The organism is Bacillus sp. FJAT-42376 (assembly GCF_003816055.1).
Classification (GTDB): Bacteria; Bacillota; Bacilli; order Bacillales; family Bacillaceae; genus Metabacillus_B.
Map to the genome: position 1 here is coordinate 187,812 of NZ_CP033906.1, position 19,309 is coordinate 207,120.

Below are 19,309 nucleotides of genomic sequence, written 5' to 3' on the forward strand. Positions count from 1 at the left end.
GTAATAAATTGATGGAGGAATTACAGTGGAAAGAAATTTTCGCACAGCTGCAGATTTAGTTTACAGACAGCCCGAATTTATTCGGTATAGCTTATATATCATCCTTGGTGCAGCCATACTAATGAGCGGATATGGAATTGGATGCCTGGCGGGAATGCTGCTTTTCTAATTTAGCTGCGGAGGGGTCAGGTATGTCAGAGCTTGCTCGTATGGCGGATCAGCTTGAGAGGGCGTACAGGGGTAGTGCCTGGCACGGACCTTCCTTATTAGAAGCACTGGAAGACGTTGATTTTAAAAAAGCTTTTCAACACCCATTGCATGATGCGCACTCAATTTGGGAAATTGTTCTTCATGTGACTTCCACAAACGAAACTGTGACAATGAGATTAATGGGTATGGCCGCCATGATGACACCTGAAGAGGATTGGCCCTCTATTGATACCTCCGATGCCGGCAGCTGGCAAGCTGCTCTTGAGAAGCTGAGCCAGTCCCATAATAAATTGATTGACGCACTCAAGACAGTAAGTGAGGATCGCTTAGATGATCCTGTTATCAAGGAATTTTCAACTATTTATGTGACGATTCAAGGCAATATCCAGCACATGATCTATCATGCAGGTCAAATCATGCTCCTGAAAAAGCAATAGAGCCCCTTCCTGAGGAAGAGGCTCTTTTTTTTAGCTTACTTGTTTGTTTGTATTCGGATGAGGACGCTTATGGAAGCCTTTCGCAAAATAAACAGCTATCAGCACTGCAAACCATATCGGTCCGACAATCAGCGCCACCCGTGTATCTGCGCTAAACGCCATCAGAACAACAACAAGTCCCAGGAATGCCAGGGCCAGGTAGTTCGCATAAGGGAAAAACGGCATTTTGTATTTCAGGTTTTTCACCTGTTCTGTGCTTAAGCTTCTGCGGTATCGCATTTGCGAAATCAGAATAATTCCCCATGTCCAGATTGCTCCGAACGTGGAAATGCTCGTAACCCATACAAAGGCTTTCTCGGGAACGAAGTAATTGAGGATGACCCCGATCAGCAAAGCCGCTGCCGATGTCAGAACCGCCGCTCCCGGTACTCCGTTTTTCGTAACTTTTCCATAGGACTTTGGTGCTTCATCCTGCTGAGCCAGATTGAAAAGCATCCGCCCTGTACTGAAGATTCCGCTATTGCAGGATGAAAGAGCTGCCGTCAGCACAACAAAGTTGATAATGCCAGCCGCACCCGGAATTCCAAGCTTTTCAAAGGTCAGCACAAAAGGACTTCCCTGCGTGCCGATTTGATCCCACGGATAGATGGACATGATCACAAACAGCGCGCCTACATAGAAAATCAAAATGCGCCAAAATACGGTATCAATGGCTTTGGCAAGCGTTTTTTGAGGATTTTTTACTTCCCCTGCTGTTACCCCGATCAGTTCAATTCCAAGGAAAGCAAACATAACCATGGATAGAGACAGAAGGACTCCCTGAATTCCGTTCGGGAAAAACCCTCCATTGCTCCACAGATTGGAAATACCAGTTGCGATGCCGCCGTTGCCGATTCCAAAGAAAATAATTCCGGCTCCAATAATAATCATTCCAATGATGGTGACAATTTTGATCAAGGCGAACCAGAATTCAAGTTCACCATATGCTTTTACAGCAAGAAAGTTAACAAGTGTCATAATGATAAGTGCAAGAAGTGCCCAAATCCATGGCGCCACTTCCTCAGCCGGCACCCACATTGTCATATATTTTGCTACGGCTGTAATTTCTGCCATACATGTGACCACCCATAGAAACCAGTAGTTCCATCCCGTCAAAAAACCGGGAAGTGGTCCCAAATAATCTCTTGCATAGCGGCTGAAAGAACCGGCTACCGGCTTTTGAATGGCCATCTCACCAAGTGCCCTCATGATAAAGAACATAATCATGCCTGCAAATGCGTAGGCAAGCAGGATTCCGGGACCTGCCAGTTCGATTGCTGCGGCGGATCCAAGAAACAGACCTACCCCAATTGCCGCACCGAGGGACATCAGTGTAATATGTCTTTGTTCCAGTCCCCGTTTCAGTTCATTGTTTTGCTGATTCTCCATAACCCTCTCTCCCTTCCTCAAACAGACATTTCCTGCTGAATAACCCTATATTGCCAGAATATTTGAGAAAGGTGTACCAAAAACGTACAAAATTCTCAAAACATCATGAACCGGGGCTCTATCCAGTCAAGTCAGCTTTTTGGTACCGCTTACATTAAGAGTTAGTTTAAAAATTCCTTTATTAATAATAGTCAGATATTATCCCACTATGAAATCCTACCATGATTTAATGCTGAAAGCCAGTGTCAGTTTTTGGTGCTTTTGATCGAACTAAATGCTGCGTCTGTGAAAAATTTCCCGGCAAAAGGTTTACGTTTGCCCTCTTTATGGCTATTTATCTTTAGATAAGGAAACCACAGGAGGAATGGATATGCCGCAGAATCATACAATGATGCAATTTTTTGAATGGCATTTGAAAGCAGACGGGGAGCATTGGAAAAATTTAAAGGAAATGGCTCCTAAACTAAAAGAATTGTGCATTGATTCCGTATGGATTCCCCCTGTTACGAAAGGTCAGTCTGCTGAAGATACAGGCTACGGAGTGTACGATCTGTATGACTTGGGGGAATTCGATCAAAAAGGGACCGTCCGGACGAAATATGGGACGAAGGATGAGCTGCTGGCTGCCATTGATGCCTGTCATAATCATGACATCCAGGTCTATGCTGATATCGTGATGAATCATAAGGCTGCGGCCGATGAAACCGAAACATTTCAAGTAGTGGAAGTCGATCCTGAAAACCGGGAAAATGTCATTTCAGAGCCTTTTGATATTGAAGGCTGGACGAAATTTACGTTCCCGGGACGAAAAGACAAATATTCTTCATTTAAATGGAACTTTGGCCATTTTAATGGAACTGATTATGATGCTAAGACCGGGAAATCAGGCATTTTTCGGATTCTCGGCAAAAATAAAGACTGGAATGAAAACGTGGATGATGAATTCGGAAACTATGACTATCTCATGTTTGCCAATATCGATTACGACCATCCCGATGTACAGCAGGAAATGATTGACTGGGGCAAGTGGCTTGCAGATACAACCAATTGTGACGGCTTCAGGCTGGACGCGATTAAACATATAAATCATGAGTTCATTAAAAATTTCGCAAAAGAAGCAGCCAGTCACCGCGAGAATTTCTATATGGTCGGGGAATTTTGGAACTCAGAGCTAAAAGCATGCCAGGAATTTCTGGATCAAATTGATTACCAGATGGATCTGTTTGATGTTTCCCTGCATTACAAGCTTCATGAAGCATCTATAGCGAAGCGTGATTTTGATCTTTCCACCATTTTTGACGACACCCTTGTCCAATCCCATCCTATGAATGCCGTAACCTTTGTCGATAACCATGACTCCCAGCCGAATGAAGCACTTGAATCATGGGTGGGAGACTGGTTTAAACAAAGCGCCTACGCGTTGATTTTGCTTAGAAAAGATGGGTACCCATGTGTGTTTTACGGAGATTATTTCGGAATTGGCGGAGACGAACCGGTTGATGGCAAGGGCATGGCAATTGACCCTCTTCTCCGGGCACGCTGCAGCAAGGCATACGGCGAGCAGGATGACTACTTTGACCATCCGAATACAATTGGATGGGTGCGCAGAGGTGTCGATGAAATGGAACGCTCCGGCTGCGCTGTCGTTATCTCCAACGGAGATGAAGGCGAAAAGAGAATGTTTGTCGGGGAACACCGTGCTGGTGAGGTATGGTCCGACCTTACCGGGACCCGTGAAGATACGATTGAAATTGAAGAAGACGGATTTGCCGTGTTCCCTGTAAACGGTGAAAGTGTTTCCGTTTGGGCACTGGCGGATGAGGATGAATCATAAGGAATATAGAGGTTGGGACAAAACTAAAATTCTTGTCCTGAAAAAAGCATGAAAAACGATAAAACCGAACGATTACGAAACCCTATACCAGAGTTTCAAATAATCGTTCGGTTTTTTTCGCTATGTTAAAGCATGATGTTGATTTTTTAAACCCAGTTGATTGAAGTGGAAACCAACAGCACAGTTTCACCTTCAAGTAAGAGGGAATATCAGCGGGGCCGGCACAGTGCCGGCCCCGCTAAGCTTCTCTAAATGAGGAGACGAACCTATAACCACGATTAAAAGATTATAGTACTCACACGCTCATGCGCCTCTTTTTTCTACTCTGCTTTCAGCCATTTAAAGGACATCGGCTTCAGCTTCAACGTATGATTTCTTTCCATTTTTTCACCCGTCATTACATCCTGCCCGGAAATCGGGCATGTCATTTCCTGTTCAGAATCCCCATTATTGAATACGGCGAGAAAACGCTCATTTTCCCACTCGCGGAGCATCATAAACAGGCTCCCCTTTGAATAAAGGGTTTTGTAGCTTCCATGAGTGAGAGCCTTACTGGTTTTACGGATGGCAATCAGCTGTTTGAAAAAAGTGAGAAGTCCGCTGTTCCGCTCTTTTTCATCCCAGACCATGCAGTTTCTTGATTGAGGCTCTTCTCCTCCGCTCAGGCCGATCTCGTCCCCATAATATATGTACGGCACTCCCATGTAGGCGAATTGAAAGGCCGCTGCAAGCCGGACCGCCTCTTCCCTCTCTCCGCATTCTGTCAGAAAACGCTTCGTGTCATGACTTCCAACCAGATTCCACATTTGTCTTGTGACGGGCTCCATATAAATGGTGCGGTTAAAGGCTAAAATATCATCGAACTGCTCAGCCGTAATTTCCCTCTTGGCAAAAAAGTCGGTCACGGCACCTTTGAAAGGATAATTCATGATGCTGTCCATTTGATCCCCTTTTAAAAAGGAGCTTGCCTCGTGCATGATTTCCCCGATAATGACTGCATCGGGATTGGCAGCTTTGACCGTTTTCTTAAAGGCCCTCCAAAATTCATGATCCACCTCGTCGCTGACATCCAGTCTCCATCCGTCGATTCCCGCTTCTTTTACCCAAAATTCCGCAACCTTCAGCAGATAATCCCGCACTTCTGGATTGGAGGTGTTTAATTTCGGCATTTCCGTAATGTTCTCAGCAAATGTATAGTAATTAACCTTTTCTTCGCTTACGGGAAAGCTGTCTGCAAAATACCAGTCTTTATATCTTGATTTCTCCTGATTTTCAAGCAAATCCTGAAACGCAAAAAAGTCATGGCCGGTATGGTTGAAAACCGCATCAAAAATAACCTTTATTCCTTTTTCATGACACGTTTGAATCAGTTCCTTCGCTGTTTCAAGCGTTCCAAACTGCGGATCAATTGAAAAATAATCAGCCGTATTGTATTTGTGGTTGGAGGATGACGGGAAAACAGGGGTCATATAAAGAACATTAATGCCCAGGTCTTCTAAATAATCCATTTTATCGATGATTCCCTGCAAATCTCCCCCGAACATGGAGGACGCGGTTATCTCACTTCCCCACGTCTGGGTACCAGGGGGATTGATGGCTGGATTCCCATTGTGGAACCGGTCAGGGAAGATTTGATAGACAACCGCTTCTTTATGCCATTCCGGAGCATCATAAACATCCGCTTCAGCGATATACGCATATTGAAAAGCTGTCGCTTCATTTTGTTTTAAGTCCCCTTCTCTAAACCCTCTTTCGTCAAAGAAAAGGATATTGCCCCTCTTATCCGTCAGCTCAAAATAGTAGCGGTACCGATTGCGGTTCAGCGAAAGATCCGCCTCATAAAAAGCGAACAGTTCGGTTTCTTCCTTTTTGTCCATCTTTTTCACCTTAAAAGTAGATGTCCAATCGTAACGGTCTTTATAATAAATGCGGCATTCCTGGAGATCTGAGCTTGCCGCTCTCAACCGGACCTTCAGGGTGTCCCGGTTCTTCGGATAAGCATATGGTATGTCCGGGATATGATAGATTGCGTGTTTGTTCATGTAACTCTCTCCTATCAAACATTTTTTTCTTGCACTTCCAGAGAATGGACTATAATAGAGGGAGATCGATCATGATTTCCGAGGTGTATGAACCCATGCATGAAACGTATCAATCCGACCCCCATCTGTTTACTTTTGACGCCGCTTATATCATTGAGTCACGGGATAAGCCCAAGATGATCGAACTCGTCACGGCTAAACACAGAGATGAGGCCGAACAATTTCTTTCACCCGAAGATAAGAAAATCGACCTTTTCATCTGGAATGCCGTCTACACAAGAGAAATCATGAAACTAGGGGTGACAAAGCATTATCTTCACAGCCTTTATAACCGGTTTTACACAGCCATTCCTAAAGAACATGAGCTCTCAAGCCTGCAGCGTCTCGAATTGGAAATGACTTCAGCCTATTTTGACCTTGTGATTTACGACATGGAAGTCACGGAAAGCTTCGTCACCAATAAGATTCTTCCTTATTTGCACATCAATATTGAAAATCATCTTTCCATAAAAAAATTATCAGAGGATCTTGAGATTTCAGCCGGCTACGCCTCCTCCTGCTTTAAAAAGGAGATGGGCATCAGCATTATGAAATATTCAAAAAAAATTAAAATCGAACGCGCTAAGATTCTTCTTTCCACGACAAACAAAAGCATTTTTGAAATCAGCATGATTTTATGCTTTCATGATCAAGGTCATTTCAGCAAAACTTTTAAGACCTTTACGGGGATGTCCCCCACACAATACAGAAGGAAGCTTCCCTCGCACTCATAGTTAATCATATAAGAAGGTTTCCATATCCATTTGTATATTTTTGTGATTTTATGTACATTCAAACTGCTTATTTTTGAAGGCCGTGAACAGGCCTTTTTTAGTGGAATCAGATTGTTTCTATCGACATTCATACGCCGAGAGAGAGCATCCACTTATTGGATTTTTACCCGTAATTAAGACCACTTTCAGCATTTACAAACAATATACAACACCTTAACCGGTTCGTAATAAAGAATTCACATTCTCCTTCTATCATTAAATTAGCCAAATCAATTTATATAGGAGGAATCAACGTGAAATTTTCTGCGCTTATAAAATCTAAATTCATTCCGGTCGCAGCCATCTCTGCACTGGTTCTTGGTACACTAATTGGGGCATCAGCCATTCCTGAAGGTGCACATGCGGAAAAGACCCCTTCCAAAGAAGAACTGGCAAAAAAGATTAAAGAAAAGAATCCGAAGATCAAAAATGTTATTTTCCTGATCGGTGACGGAATGGGTGTTCCTTACACAACCGCCCACCGCTATATGAAGGATAATCCCCGTACAAAGGAAATTGAATCAACCGAGTTTGATAAACACCTTGTCGGCATGCAAACGACTTATCCGGATGACCCTGCTCAGAACATTACAGATTCTGCTTCCGCTGCCACTGCCATGTCAGGCGGAGTGAAGACATATAATAACGCAATTGCCGTAGACAATGACCTTACAGAAGTAAAAACCGTACTTGAGCAAGCAAAATCTCAAGGCAAATCTACAGGAATTGTAGCTACTTCTGAAATCACACACGCAACGCCCGCTTCATTCGGTGCACATGATGAATCCCGTAAGAACATGAACCAGATTGCGGATGATTATTACAATGAGATGGTTAATGGCGGCCATAAAATTGACGTCATGCTCGGCGGGGGGAAATCGAACTTTGTCCGCAGTGACCGTGATTTAACTAAGCTTTTTACAAAGGATGGATATAGCTACGTAACGACCCGCGATGAGCTTATGAAAAACAGAAACTCCAAGGTTTTAGGTCTGTTTGCAGATGGCGGAATGGATAAAATGATTGACCGCAAGAAGGAAACACCTTCTCTAAAAGATATGACACAGGCTGCTTTAAACAAGCTGAACAGCAACAAGAATGGATTCTTCCTTATGGTTGAAGGAAGCCAAATTGACTGGGCCGGCCACGATAACGACATAGTAGGCGCGATGAGCGAAATGGAAGATTTCGAAATGGCGTTCAAAGCAGCGGTAGATTTTGCAAAGAAAGACAAGCATACATTGGTCGTTGCTACGGCTGACCATTCCACTGGCGGATTTTCCATGGGTGCTGGCGGAGAGTACAACTTCAAAGTAGATCCGATCCTTGCTGCGAAGAAAACTCCTGACTACATGGCGGCAAGAATCATGGAAGGCATGGACACTGAAAAGGTATTAAAAGACAACATCAATCTTGATCTTACTCAAGCTGAGCTTGACAGTGTCAAAGCTGCTGCTGCTAAAAAAAATCTGACCGAAATCGATAATGCGATTGAACAAATTTTTAACAAGCGCTCTTTTACTGGGTGGACTACCTCTGGACACACTGGAGAAGAAGTTCAAGTCTTTGCTTTCGGGCCTGGTAAAGAAGACTTTTCAGGATTGATTGATAACACAGATCAAGCGAAGAAAATGTTTAGAATTTTGAAGGAAAATAAATAAGCATTAAAAAAGGGCTAAACAGGCAGCATGCTGTTTAGCCCTTTTTTGGTTTGTGAAGATGACGGCAGCAACCGATTCTCCTTCATTATGAACCGGTTGCCTATACCCAACCCGCTTACTGCCATATACCGCATTTATAATCGCTAAGCAGTAAACCGTTCTATTCTTATCCAATCCCTCCCGCTTTGATCCCGTTTTGCTTTTTCCATTCTCTTTTAACAGGTCTTCTCCCAGCCCAATAGCTTGCAAGCAAAGGACCTGATACATTGTGCCAGAAGCTGAAAATTGCACTGGGAACGGCAGCAACCGGACTGAAATGGCTGATGGCGAGTGATGCCCCAAGTCCAGAATTTTGCATACCGACCTCGAATGTAATGGCTTTTTGAGCCTCGTAGCTGAGGCCAAGAAGCCTTGCTGCCAGGAAACCGAGACCGAAGCCCGCCAGGTTGTGCAGCACCACAACAATCAGTACGACCCAGCCTGATTCAACAATTAAATCGCGGCTTCCGGCAATAACCGTCGATAAGATGGCCGTGATGGCCACAACGGAAACGAGCGGCATCGCTTTCGCCGTTCCCTCAGCCTGCTTTTTAAAGAAGAACTGAACGAGTACGCCAAGGATAACCGGAATCAGGATGACGAGCATGACATCTGCGAACATTTTGCCGGCATCGACCTTGATCCATGAGCTTGCGAGTAGATAGATGATGGCCGGTGTCAAGATTGGTGCCAGCAGGGTTGAAACAGAGGCCACCGCCACAGCTAAGGCCGTGTCTCCCTTCGCCAAAAAGGTCATGACGTTTGAAGCGCTTCCGCTCGGACAGCAGCCTACTAAAATGACTCCCACGGCAAGCTCAGGAGGCAGTTTAAAAAGCAAAACGAGCACATACGCAAGCCCCGGCATGATGACATAGTGGGCAGCTACCCCCGCCAATACACTTTTCGGCTTTCTGCCTACTTCCTTGAAATCCTTCATTGATAAAGTCATTCCCATTCCAAACATGACCACTCCAAGCAAGATCGATACATAGGGCTTAATCCATAAAAATCCCTGCGGAGCTGAAAAACTGATAACGCCGAATAAGAGAATCCAAATAATGAATGTCTTCCCTGCAAATTCGCTGATTTTGTTTAGCACATTCATTTGATCCTCTCCCTTGTCAGATAATGTTCCGATTATACCGCTGTAAAAACAAAGTTTCAATAGATTCTGATAATTATGAGTATTCCGCATCGTTCTAGGAATCTCTCTGTAAATGGTGGTAAAATAAGGAGAGGACCATCAGAGGAGGAATTGGAATAATGAAACAGGAATTAATCGATCGTTTTGTCTCTTACGTAAAGGTTGAGACGCAGTCAAATGAGGGTAGCGAAACGTGCCCATCTACTCCGGGACAGCTTGTGCTCGCCCGCATGCTGACTGAGGAACTAAAAAAAATCGGCTTGGAAGATGCCGCAATGGATGAGAATGGTTATGTAATGGCGACTCTGCCTGCTAACACGGACAAAGAGGTCCCTGTCATCGGATTCCTTGCGCATGTTGACACAGCCACTGATTTTACCGGAGCAGGTGTGAAACCCCAAATCCGCGAAAACTATGACGGAAAAGACATTCTATTAAATAAAGAGCTGAACATCGTCATGTCTCCAGCTGATTTCCCGAATCTTAAGAATTACATAGGCCACACATTAATTACGACAGACGGCACTACGCTTTTAGGTGCTGACAATAAAGCCGGGGTTGCAGAAATCATGACAGCAATGGATTACTTAATGAAGCACCCTGAAATCAAGCATGGCAAAATCCGTGTTGCCTTCACTCCGGATGAAGAAATCGGACGCGGACCGCACCGCTTTGATGTGGAAGCCTTCGGCGCTTCTTTCGCTTATACAGTGGACGGCGGACCGCTTGGGGAATTGGAGTATGAAAGCTTCAATGCAGCAGGCGCAAAGCTTACGTTCAAAGGAAAAAACGTCCATCCCGGTACAGCGAAAAACAAAATGATTCACTCCGCCAAAATCGCAATGGAATTCAACAGCATGCTTCCTGCAGAAGAAGCGCCTGAATCAACCGAAGGATATGAAGGCTTCTTCCACCTTACGTCCATGACAGGAGATGTCGAGGAAACGAAGCTTTCCTATATTATCCGTGATCATGACAAGAACAAGTTTGCGGACCGGAAAGTACTCATGGAACAGGCAGCTGCCAAGCTCCAGAAAAAATATGGGGAAGACCGCATCCACCTTGAAATGAACGATCAGTATTACAACATGCGCGAGAAAATCGAACCGGTCAAAGAAATCGTCGATGTTGCCTATGATGCTATGAAGAGCCTGGAAATCGAGCCTCTCGTGTCTCCAATCCGCGGCGGAACAGACGGCTCCCAGCTTTCTTATATGGGGCTCCCGACACCAAATATCTTTACCGGCGGCGAGAATTTCCACGGCCGGTATGAATTCGCCTCCGTTGAGAACATGATTAAATCCGTTCAGGTGATTGCTAAGATCACTGAGCTGTTTGAAGAACGGGCTTAATGAAGAGACCAATCCACTTTTTTGGATTGGTCTTTTTTTGGGCTGAAAGATATTCAGCAATTTTAATAAGAGAACACTTATCTCCATTCTTTATGTATCTTTTTTCACCTTAATAGTAAAACAGAGCCATTATTTATTCTTTAGACCCTTCTCTAAACTAATTAAAGGTTGTGTAAAAAGATGAAAGTCTTAATGAAAAATCAAGGCGGAGTAACAAAAGAAGCTAAATCGGTTTTAGCTGGACTACTTTTTTCTTTGGATTTTTTCCAGCATTGTTCCGCGGGGATCTGAAGTGGGCAATTATTATGTTCGTCGCTGAAGCTGCAATTGGCTCCTTTACTTTTGGGATCGGAGCATGGGTAACCGGGATTGTCTTTTCATTTATTTACAATAAAATTTATATTAAAGAATTGATCGAAAAGGGATATCATCCTGCAAACGAAGAATCAAGAGCTGCACTTGTCCAGAACCAAATTATTTCAGCAGCTTAAATTAGTAAAAAAGAACAAATGACGTGCTTGTCATTTGTTCTTTTTTTTCAGCAAATACACGTCTTCTTCTTTTTCCCTATCGAATCCCGCTGTTCCATTTTTTCAATATACGCTTCTGCAAGCGGAACCTTGCATGCTGTGTCTCCGACATTCACATGCACCTTTCCTATCGCAGCCGCTACCCGTTTCGCTTCTTCATGAAGCGGCAGGCAGTAGCCGCCAACCGCAATAACAAAACCGTTCATGACATAACGGACGCGGTTCCGTTCCTCATGGATTCCAGTTTCCACTTGATAAAGCAGCTCTTTTACCTCTTCATGATCAATGGATTCATCGGGAGCAATCGAGAGAAAATTGGAATAAGTGCTCCATCCTGCACATGCCACCATTTCCTTTTCTGACTCCATCCATTCACGGGCAAGCTCAAGTGCATATGGAGATTCCGCTGCCACCTGCGCTACCGTGTACTCACTCAGCATATACCAGTACGCTCCCTGCGCCCATTTATGCAGCTGTTCCTTCGTCATAAGCTTTGGATTGACAGATAGGCCAGCTAAATACATCGCATCGCTGTTTCCAGAATCATATAGCTGAAGAGCGAGCTCCTGATCCTTTTTCACGGTTTTTACTAAATGCTTTTTCATATCACCTACTTTTACTCCATACAGCGGCTCCTTTGCTCCGTGGTTTAAAAACGTCCTTTTTGTCTGCTCGGATCCGAGCTCTTCCAGCTTTTCCATCACTTCCTGATACGCTGTCATTTCATCACCTTCCGTATGATTTCTTGCTCTTTCCATTCTGCGTTCTGTATTAATTCTCCTGCAGAAATTCAGCATACATCCTTCTGAAGGCAAAAGGCCTAAACATATTGGCCGCATGTCCTGTATGGGGGATTTCTTTATAGATGGCATGCGGTATGACCTCGTTTAAATCTGTAATACTGGATTTAAACAGGTTATCGTGGTCTCCCATTGTCCATAATACAGGAACTTCGACCTGTTTCAGGTCTGCTTTTAAATCGTAGCTGAGCCTATGGTCAATGGCATGTTTCAGCACATCCTCGTGCAGTTCCAGACCATATTTATAATAAAGCTTAGTTGAGATGAGAGCATAAGGGTCCACGACTCCGCTTTTCGGAAATAAATCTTTGGAGTAGCGCCTGAGCCAATCCGGATAATCATGGTACTGATGGTCATGAAAATGCTTGAGGACATAGGTGAGGGGAGAGTCTGAGTTGTAATGGCCGCCGATATAGCAAAGGCTTGCCACCTTTTCCTTATGCTTCCTTGCAAAGATGGTGCTCGGATAGCACCCATAGCTGATCGAACAGAGATGTGCTGTTTCAATCCCTTCCCGTTCATAGAGCTCTTCCAGCTGGGCAACAAGCCCCTCCAGAGAGAAGTCCGTTTTTTTGCCCCGGTCCTCACCGTGGCCGAGGAGGTCGTATGTATACGTATTGTACGTGTGGCTGAAAAAATCGATTTGTTTTTTAAACGCCCTTTTGGAACCCGTCAAACCGTGAATAAAAACAATGTTTTCCTTCATAGGCCCTCCAGCTGAAGATAGATGATAGATTCAGAATAGCATAAAAAACCTCATCTTCGGGATGAGGTTTTAGTCCTTAGGTTCTTCCACTTTAAGATCATTATCTACAGCGTACGCTTCTAAATCTTTACGAAATGATTCCATTTTACTGTAATTTTCATTAATTAGGCTGCTGGCATTGTCGAACATTTCTTTGTTCTGCTGATCAATGGCGTCTGCCGCCATTGTATATCCCTCAATTTGCTGATTGACCGCATCGGTGTAGCGTTTATGCAGTTTCTGGAGCTCTTCATCGGTAATGTCGATTTCCTCTGCCTGTTCCGAAATTTTCGTGTAAGCCGGAATCACACTGTTCTTAATAACCTCTGCCATTTTCTGCTCATCATTTGTATTCGCGGCTTCTTCGTACTTCTTCATAGCGCTCGCTTCCATTTTTCCAAGCCTGGGAAGCTCCTCGTTGGCATAGGCCATAAGCTCGTCTTGAAGCGGGCTTGAGCATGCTGCCAGAAAAATCAGGGTAAAAAGCGATAAAACACCAGCTATTTTTTTCATTCATTCGTCCCCTTATCATCACTTTTTTTGTTCCCTGGTTCTTTTCCCCCTGAACCTAATACCCAAAACTTAAATTTACATAAATGGTAAAAATTAATGATCCTGCTGTTACTCGCGCAAGACTTTTTTAACGTGGACGGATCAAAAAGAGACTCACCCCAAGGCAAGTCTCGACTCCTGTTTATTTATTTGCAATGTGGACTTTAAGCTGTTTTCCTTTAATCGTCGTATGCTTCATCGCCTTCAGGACGAGCGGACCTTTTCCGTTTAAAATTTCCACGTAAGAAACATTCTCCTGAATGGTGATAATGCCAATGTCAGCTGCTGTTACGCCTTCAAGCTTGGCAATCGTTCCAACGAAGTCGACGGCACGGATTTTCTTTTTCTTCCCGCCGTTAAAGTAGAGCTTCATGATGCCCTTGTTCAGTGCCTCGCTCTTATCTTTTTTCAGCTCCGGCTCTTCTTCCATTTTCTCGTCAAATGCACGCTGTGCTTCTTTGACCTGCTCTCTTTCAGGGGGATCAAGCTGCTGGATCTCAAACCCGATGTATTCCTGTATGTCTGCAAGGAACCGGTCTTCGAACGGAGTGGCAAATGTTATCGCTTTTCCGGAACGCCCGGCACGGCCTGTACGGCCTGCCCGGTGTACGTAACTCTCCTTTTCAAGCGGCAAATCATAGTTGATGACGTGGGTGATGTTTTCAATATCAATTCCCCGTGCTGCTACATCCGTCGCAACGAGATAGCGGAATTCGCCTCTTTTAAACTCGTTCATTACCGCAAATCGGTCTTCCTGAACCATTCCGCCATGGATTTTATCCACGGTGTATCCAAGTCTGTCGAGGAGTTCGAAAAGCTCATCCACCTGATCCTTTGTCCGGCAGAAGATCATACAGCTGTCCGGATTTTCCGTTACCGTTACGTCTCTTAGCAGACGGAATTTTTGGTCTTCGTTCACGATATAGAGAGAGTGCTCAATTTGGCTTGCTGCCTGTTCAGGCGACGCAATTTCGATATCGAGCGGATTTTTCATATAGCGGTGGCACAGACTTTCTACATCCTTCGGAAGAGTGGCGGAAAAGAGCATCGTTGTTCGGTTTTCCGGCAATTCCTGAATGATGGCTTCGACCTGTTCAATGAAGCCCATGTTCAGCATTTCATCAGCTTCATCAATGACAAAATACTTGAGCTGATCGAGCTGAAGCGTGCCTTTTTGAATGTGGTCGAGTACCCTGCCCGGCGTGCCTACGACCATATGGCTTTTTTGCTTCAGCTCGGATTTTTGGCGGTCAAAAGGCGATTTGCCGTACACCGCTGTTGCTTTAATCCGTTTAAAGCGGCCGATGTTGGTGATGTCTTCCTTAACCTGGGCCGCAAGCTCCCGTGTCGGAGTCAGTATAAGCGCCTGTGGTTTATTTTCTTCCCAATCCACTAATTCACAAAGCGGAATGGCAAAGGCTGCTGTTTTCCCGCTGCCTGTCCGGGATTTAACAGCTATATCTTTCCCTTCAAGCGCCGGCGGAATGACGCCCGCCTGAACGCTTGTCGGCGTTTTATATCCAAGGCTGTCCAGTGCCCGTAAAATATCCTCGTTTAATGCAAAATCTTTGAAGCTGTTTGTACTCAAAAGTGTAAGCCCCTTTTCGTTATTTGTCCTTTGTCTATTATACGGTGCAGCGGTCTAATTTAACAGCTTCGCTAAATTGACGGAACGGCTCGTGTTTTTTATACTGAATGAATTGAAAGCGGGGGGCTAAAAGAAATGGATTTTACGATGAGGTTTTTATCCTTTTATGTGATACAGGCAGAGGATCAGGATTCAAAACGGTTTAAGCACTATCAAACTCTCGATCAGGAGGAGTTTGAAGCGAGTGCCTTGAAGGATTTTCTCGATGGCGAGCTGAAAAGAATCGTCAAGAGGAAGGCAGAAAAGCATCCGCCATCCGAACAGGTACCGACGAAAATCGGCTATTTCGCCGTGGAGCCGGGCTATGATCTCGATTCCAATCCGAACTACAACATGCTGCACCGGATTCGTTTTGCTGAGACAAAAGAGGCTTTCGATGAGGGCAGCGAGCAGCTTGTTCGCACCTATTTGGATACAAGTGCCGTCCGAGGGGGAGCATTTTTAGTCGCATCAGCCGTGCCAAGAAAATATTTTGATGACTCCTTTGTTTTCATTATGAAATGCGATTTCGAACCGAAAGTCGCTTCCATTGCAGATGAGAAAGCCTTAATTCAAAAGGTCGAGATGGCCATCACAACGAAAAACATGAAGTCCATTCAGTATCCATACATGCCCGAAGAAGGAATGACAGAGGAATCCGAGCTGAAAATCCATCAGGCATCGCATGCCCGGTACTTTGAAGACTTTTTGAAATATGTCGAGTACGGCGAATCGATGCCGGAAATTATGAAGACCCAAGTCATGACGATGGTACAGGAGCACGTGCTTGAAACATACGAAGAAAACAGCCAGGAACGGCAGCAGTTTGAGCACGATATGGAAATTTGGGAAGCAAGTGAGAAGCGGGAAATTCAGGAGCGGCTCGACACGCATCAGGTCATCGAAGCTGCCGCGCAAATTGTCGAGCATACACCGGAAGCCCAGCTGAAGATGAAGCTTGGGGAAACCGAAGTGAAAGGACTGCTCGCTGAATTTGGCGATTCCATTCATCTGGCGAAAATTAATGACCGCTATGTTCTGCTTGTTGAAGCAGAAACGATTTCGTTTGAGAAGGGATTTTCTCCGATCGAGTTTCATAAGCCTGAGGGGCTTCATGAGGTGATTGAGCGGATTGCGGGGAAGGTAAGATAAAAAAATATTCATGAACAAAATACACGAAGAGGAATTGGGTCATCCAATTCCTCTTTTAGTCCCCTTACTATCTTTCAGATCACAAAACCTGATTACTTAGCGCTTCATACCCCTTCGCCTGTTTCTCAATCCACCCATCTTTCTCAAGCTTTTTAAATGCTTTTTGAATATCCTTCTCTTCCCAGCTGCCAAGAAAACCATACAGCGGAGTGTGATTCAACCCCTGTTCCCTTATTTGGGAAGAGGTCCTGCCTTTAAGAAGCTGCGCAATCAGGTGAAGCGGTCTATCTTTAAGCGAATCATTCAGTTCATGCAAAATAGCCAGAACCTGTTCAAACGTCAGTGAGTTATTTTTCACTTGAATGCAGATGTCCTCCGGTTGAAAAGGCTCCACTTCCATCGCTTCTTTTAGCTTCCTGTGGAGACGTGCGGCCTTTTCTATCCCCTCATCCACCGAATGCTTACGAATCACTTTCATCATGGAAATGGATGGAAGCTGAAAGCCTGAAAGCCAGATTAAGTCGGAAGACGCTCTTTCCACTGGAACAATCGCTTGAGTCAGCTGTTCTGCAAAGTCCAGGAACGGATCCTTTACAATGTCAGGCTGCACTGGGTAGCGGGTCAATTCCTTTTTCATTTGTAAAATCTCGGCTAAACCGGAAAGCTCCTTTTTCCACTGGGCTATATTTTCTAAATCGTTCAGAAGCGGCTCGTTTTTTGAAGCAATCTCGTTAAACTGCCTCTCAATGGTAGCGATCCGTTTTACCGCTTTGTCCATATCCGGTTCTTCCTCAAGCTCCACTCTGGATTGTTCCACATGAAACATCCTTTTGGTTTTGCATATTTCACATGTTTGAGTGATCACTTTTTTTTGCGAATCGAATGTCAGCTCCTTTTCGTGGCTGCAGCGCTCTGGCAATTCCCGGTATGGTCTCATTACAATTTCTACCCGATGTCTCCAAAATGCCACATCCTCGGGCGGTGTCAGAAGCGAAAGAAGGGAGGAGCGGTTCATCTTCTCTACTGCTTGAATCACTTCTCGTTTTTCTCTTGCAAGCTGGACAAACGGGTGAAGCTCATAGCTATGTTCTATGATGGCTTCCCATTCACTCTTTCTTTTTAATGAAACGGCAGCGCAGAACAGATAATCTCTTACGACCCTTTGTATATGCTTAGCAAGGTCCGCTTTGTTCATCTCCGCAAATTCCTTCGTATAAAAGGATTCCTTTATTTGAGGGATTCCGTGCACAGCTGAAAAATCATTCCATAAAAAAGCTTCCGGTTTCATGAGATAAGGGTGGATTTGCTCCTGCCTGTTTGAAAAGACCGGGAAAAACGCCTCCTGTTCAAGATGGAGAAAGCGCTGAATGCTTTCCTTTTCTGTCATGGAGAGGCATAGTTCATCCAGGCATTCCTGAATCCGGTTCAGAAGAGCCCGTTCTGTTTTATGACCGGCTGACCGGACTTCTTTATTTTTCTTGCCGAGCGGAAGCACAGCAAGGGCTGGGTACGGATCGAAATATTGGGCGTGCAATTGAAGACTCATGGCCATTCCCGCTTTCCGTTGTTGTTTAATGACCATTATATATAGGATTGGGGATGATTGAAAATTTTAAGGTTCTGTTTCTCGTAAGAAGCCTGATGGTCTCTTGATTATTAGAAATCTACATTCTTCATTTATTAATTAATTCCCACTTACGCCTTTTTCTTCGATACCACAAAAACATACATAACCCTTTATTTAAATATTTTGGTTTATTATGGATATTGATGAGGTATAAAACTAAAGTCATTACCTACTTCAAAATAAATATGCCTAGTCAGATGAATGAGATAAATTTTTCTTAATTCAAAATACTCATTTTTTTAAACTAGAATATAATTTCCATCTTTTCGATTCTTATTCTCCTCTCCACACTTTAATATGGATAAAGGATTGCAATTAAATTGTTATCAGGAGGAAGAAAAATGAAATTTACATACACACTTGGCACAATTGTATTAGGCAGCATTTTATTAACAGGAGGTTGTTCACAATTGGAGAAACTGGATGAGAAATTGGATAAGAAAAATGCTGAATTGACAAAAAAGCTTGGTGGAACGCCGGTTGATGATGAAGATACACCTTCAAAAACGGATAATCAAGAACTGTATGCTCGTGTTCAGGATTATACAGGAGAAGGGTTTTATCTACCCAACAGCGGGACTTTAACAGATAAACTTGCCGAGAAACATAAAAAAGAAATTACAAAAGCTGTTAAGGAGTATTTTAATCGTTCCTATCACACAGAAATAACCGTACATAACTTAGTTGGTGCACGAGATGGAATTTCTGTATTTGTAGAATCGGTAGGGGAACCGCATTTTTATACTCTTGCAATCGTCCCTGTCAATTTATCTAATAAAGAAATATTGCTGGATAGAATCCAATCCTTAGAAGGAGACGTAGAAAGTTCAATAGAGACGGGACTTTACGCAATGCTATACAAGAATGAGCTTCAACAGCTTGATAAATATTTGGAAAACATCCAAATTCGTTTCCCTGTAACTGGAATGCGGATAGAAGCCATACAAAAAACAGCTGCCAATGGGTTTGCCAAATCAGAATATTACATTTCAAATTTTGACAAGACGTTAGATGAATTAGGCAGGAAATATGTTCAAGATCCAGCAAATACAATAAATCGCATCAAAGCGGGTAATAAACCTGCTTTAGACCCTAAAGAAATAAATATAACAATCCAACTTTTTATGAAGGATTCCAATGCAGAACCTGATCAGAGCATATTTGATCAAATTGTTTCTGAAATTAAGGGGAAAAGGGAATTTCCTCCTGGTATATACAATGTCATTCTTAATGATAACAAAATTATTAAGAGAACAGGTACCGGTCAAAAGGACAATAGCTTGGAAACTACAGATGGAACAATAATATTAAATTAAG

16 protein-coding genes and 1 pseudogene are annotated in these 19,309 nt (G+C 43.8%); 9 read left to right on the plus strand and 8 right to left on the minus strand.

Annotated elements, in window-relative coordinates:
• Positions 1 to 25 precede the first annotated feature (25 nt).
• Positions 26 to 169: a hypothetical protein gene (locus CEF21_RS21165; protein WP_164462059.1), complete on the plus strand. Its 144-nt coding sequence runs from the start codon at positions 26 to 28 to the stop codon at positions 167 to 169.
• A gap of 22 nt (positions 170 to 191) precedes the next feature.
• Complete coding sequence (locus CEF21_RS00915; RefSeq protein ID WP_164462060.1) at positions 192 to 647, plus strand: DinB family protein; 456 nt, start codon at positions 192 to 194, stop codon at positions 645 to 647.
• Between the two features lie 30 nt (positions 648 to 677).
• Here the strand turns inward: CEF21_RS00915 and CEF21_RS00920 are convergent, their stop codons facing one another.
• Positions 678 to 2,075, minus strand: coding sequence for an amino acid permease (locus CEF21_RS00920; RefSeq protein ID WP_123913000.1), 1,398 nt, complete (start codon positions 2,073 to 2,075; stop codon positions 678 to 680).
• 370 nt (positions 2,076 to 2,445) lie between these two features.
• Between CEF21_RS00920 and CEF21_RS00925 the strand changes: the two genes are divergently transcribed.
• The gene (locus tag CEF21_RS00925; protein WP_123913001.1) at positions 2,446 to 3,909 is read left to right on the plus strand and encodes an alpha-amylase; all 1,464 of its coding nucleotides are present in this window, start codon (positions 2,446 to 2,448) and stop codon (positions 3,907 to 3,909) included.
• A gap of 320 nt (positions 3,910 to 4,229) precedes the next feature.
• Here the strand turns inward: CEF21_RS00925 and CEF21_RS00930 are convergent, their stop codons facing one another.
• The gene (locus CEF21_RS00930; RefSeq protein ID WP_123913002.1) at positions 4,230 to 5,951 is read right to left on the minus strand and encodes a glycoside hydrolase family 13 protein; all 1,722 of its coding nucleotides are present in this window, start codon (positions 5,949 to 5,951) and stop codon (positions 4,230 to 4,232) included.
• A gap of 71 nt (positions 5,952 to 6,022) precedes the next feature.
• Here CEF21_RS00930 and CEF21_RS00935 point away from each other — a divergent pair, with 71 nt between their 5' ends.
• Together CEF21_RS00935 and CEF21_RS00940 are read left to right on the plus strand one after the other, a co-directional pair.
• Positions 6,023 to 6,724, plus strand: a complete 702-nt coding sequence (locus tag CEF21_RS00935; protein ID WP_206427792.1) for a helix-turn-helix transcriptional regulator — start codon at positions 6,023 to 6,025, stop codon at positions 6,722 to 6,724.
• Between the two features lie 293 nt (positions 6,725 to 7,017).
• Positions 7,018 to 8,424, plus strand: a complete 1,407-nt coding sequence (locus CEF21_RS00940) for an alkaline phosphatase (RefSeq protein WP_123913003.1) — start codon at positions 7,018 to 7,020, stop codon at positions 8,422 to 8,424.
• A gap of 166 nt (positions 8,425 to 8,590) precedes the next feature.
• Here the strand turns inward: CEF21_RS00940 and CEF21_RS00945 are convergent, their stop codons facing one another.
• Positions 8,591 to 9,568 (minus strand): bile acid:sodium symporter family protein, encoded by a 978-nt coding sequence (locus CEF21_RS00945; protein WP_123913004.1) that lies wholly within the window; start codon positions 9,566 to 9,568, stop codon positions 8,591 to 8,593.
• A 158-nt stretch (positions 9,569 to 9,726) separates the two neighbouring features.
• On the opposite strand from CEF21_RS00945, the gene pepT reads away from it, so the two are divergent.
• Together pepT and CEF21_RS21825 are read left to right on the plus strand one after the other, a co-directional pair.
• A complete protein-coding gene (gene pepT, locus CEF21_RS00950) occupies positions 9,727 to 10,959 on the plus strand; it encodes a peptidase T (protein ID WP_123913005.1) in 1,233 nt (410 codons plus the stop codon).
• Positions 10,960 to 11,139: 180 nt separating this feature from the next.
• Positions 11,140 to 11,450 (plus strand): annotated as a pseudogene (locus tag CEF21_RS21825) (DUF2628 domain-containing protein).
• Between the two features lie 47 nt (positions 11,451 to 11,497).
• Here the strand turns inward: CEF21_RS21825 and CEF21_RS00960 are convergent.
• The 4 genes from CEF21_RS00960 to CEF21_RS00975 all read right to left on the minus strand — a co-directional run bounded on the left by CEF21_RS00960 (position 11,498) and on the right by CEF21_RS00975 (position 15,174).
• Positions 11,498 to 12,211, minus strand: coding sequence for a DNA alkylation repair protein (locus CEF21_RS00960; RefSeq protein ID WP_123913006.1), 714 nt, complete (start codon positions 12,209 to 12,211; stop codon positions 11,498 to 11,500).
• A 49-nt stretch (positions 12,212 to 12,260) separates the two neighbouring features.
• Positions 12,261 to 12,995, minus strand: coding sequence for an alpha/beta fold hydrolase (locus CEF21_RS00965; RefSeq protein WP_123913007.1), 735 nt, complete (start codon positions 12,993 to 12,995; stop codon positions 12,261 to 12,263).
• 69 nt (positions 12,996 to 13,064) lie between these two features.
• The gene (locus CEF21_RS00970; RefSeq protein WP_123913008.1) at positions 13,065 to 13,547 is read right to left on the minus strand and encodes a hypothetical protein; all 483 of its coding nucleotides are present in this window, start codon (positions 13,545 to 13,547) and stop codon (positions 13,065 to 13,067) included.
• Between the two features lie 181 nt (positions 13,548 to 13,728).
• The gene (locus tag CEF21_RS00975; protein WP_123913009.1) at positions 13,729 to 15,174 is read right to left on the minus strand and encodes a DEAD/DEAH box helicase; all 1,446 of its coding nucleotides are present in this window, start codon (positions 15,172 to 15,174) and stop codon (positions 13,729 to 13,731) included.
• 135 nt (positions 15,175 to 15,309) lie between these two features.
• Here CEF21_RS00975 and CEF21_RS00980 point away from each other — a divergent pair, with 135 nt between their 5' ends.
• Positions 15,310 to 16,365, plus strand: coding sequence for a DUF3900 domain-containing protein (locus CEF21_RS00980; protein WP_123913010.1), 1,056 nt, complete (start codon positions 15,310 to 15,312; stop codon positions 16,363 to 16,365).
• 79 nt (positions 16,366 to 16,444) lie between these two features.
• Here CEF21_RS00980 and CEF21_RS00985 read toward each other — a convergent pair whose 3' ends face one another.
• Complete coding sequence (locus tag CEF21_RS00985) at positions 16,445 to 17,911, minus strand: RQC-minor-2 family DNA-binding protein (RefSeq protein ID WP_164462061.1); 1,467 nt, start codon at positions 17,909 to 17,911, stop codon at positions 16,445 to 16,447.
• 422 nt (positions 17,912 to 18,333) lie between these two features.
• On the opposite strand from CEF21_RS00985, the gene CEF21_RS00990 reads away from it, so the two are divergent.
• Positions 18,334 to 19,308, plus strand: a complete 975-nt coding sequence (locus CEF21_RS00990) for a DUF1672 family protein (RefSeq protein ID WP_123913012.1) — start codon at positions 18,334 to 18,336, stop codon at positions 19,306 to 19,308.
• The last annotated feature ends 1 nt before the right edge of the window (position 19,309 follow it).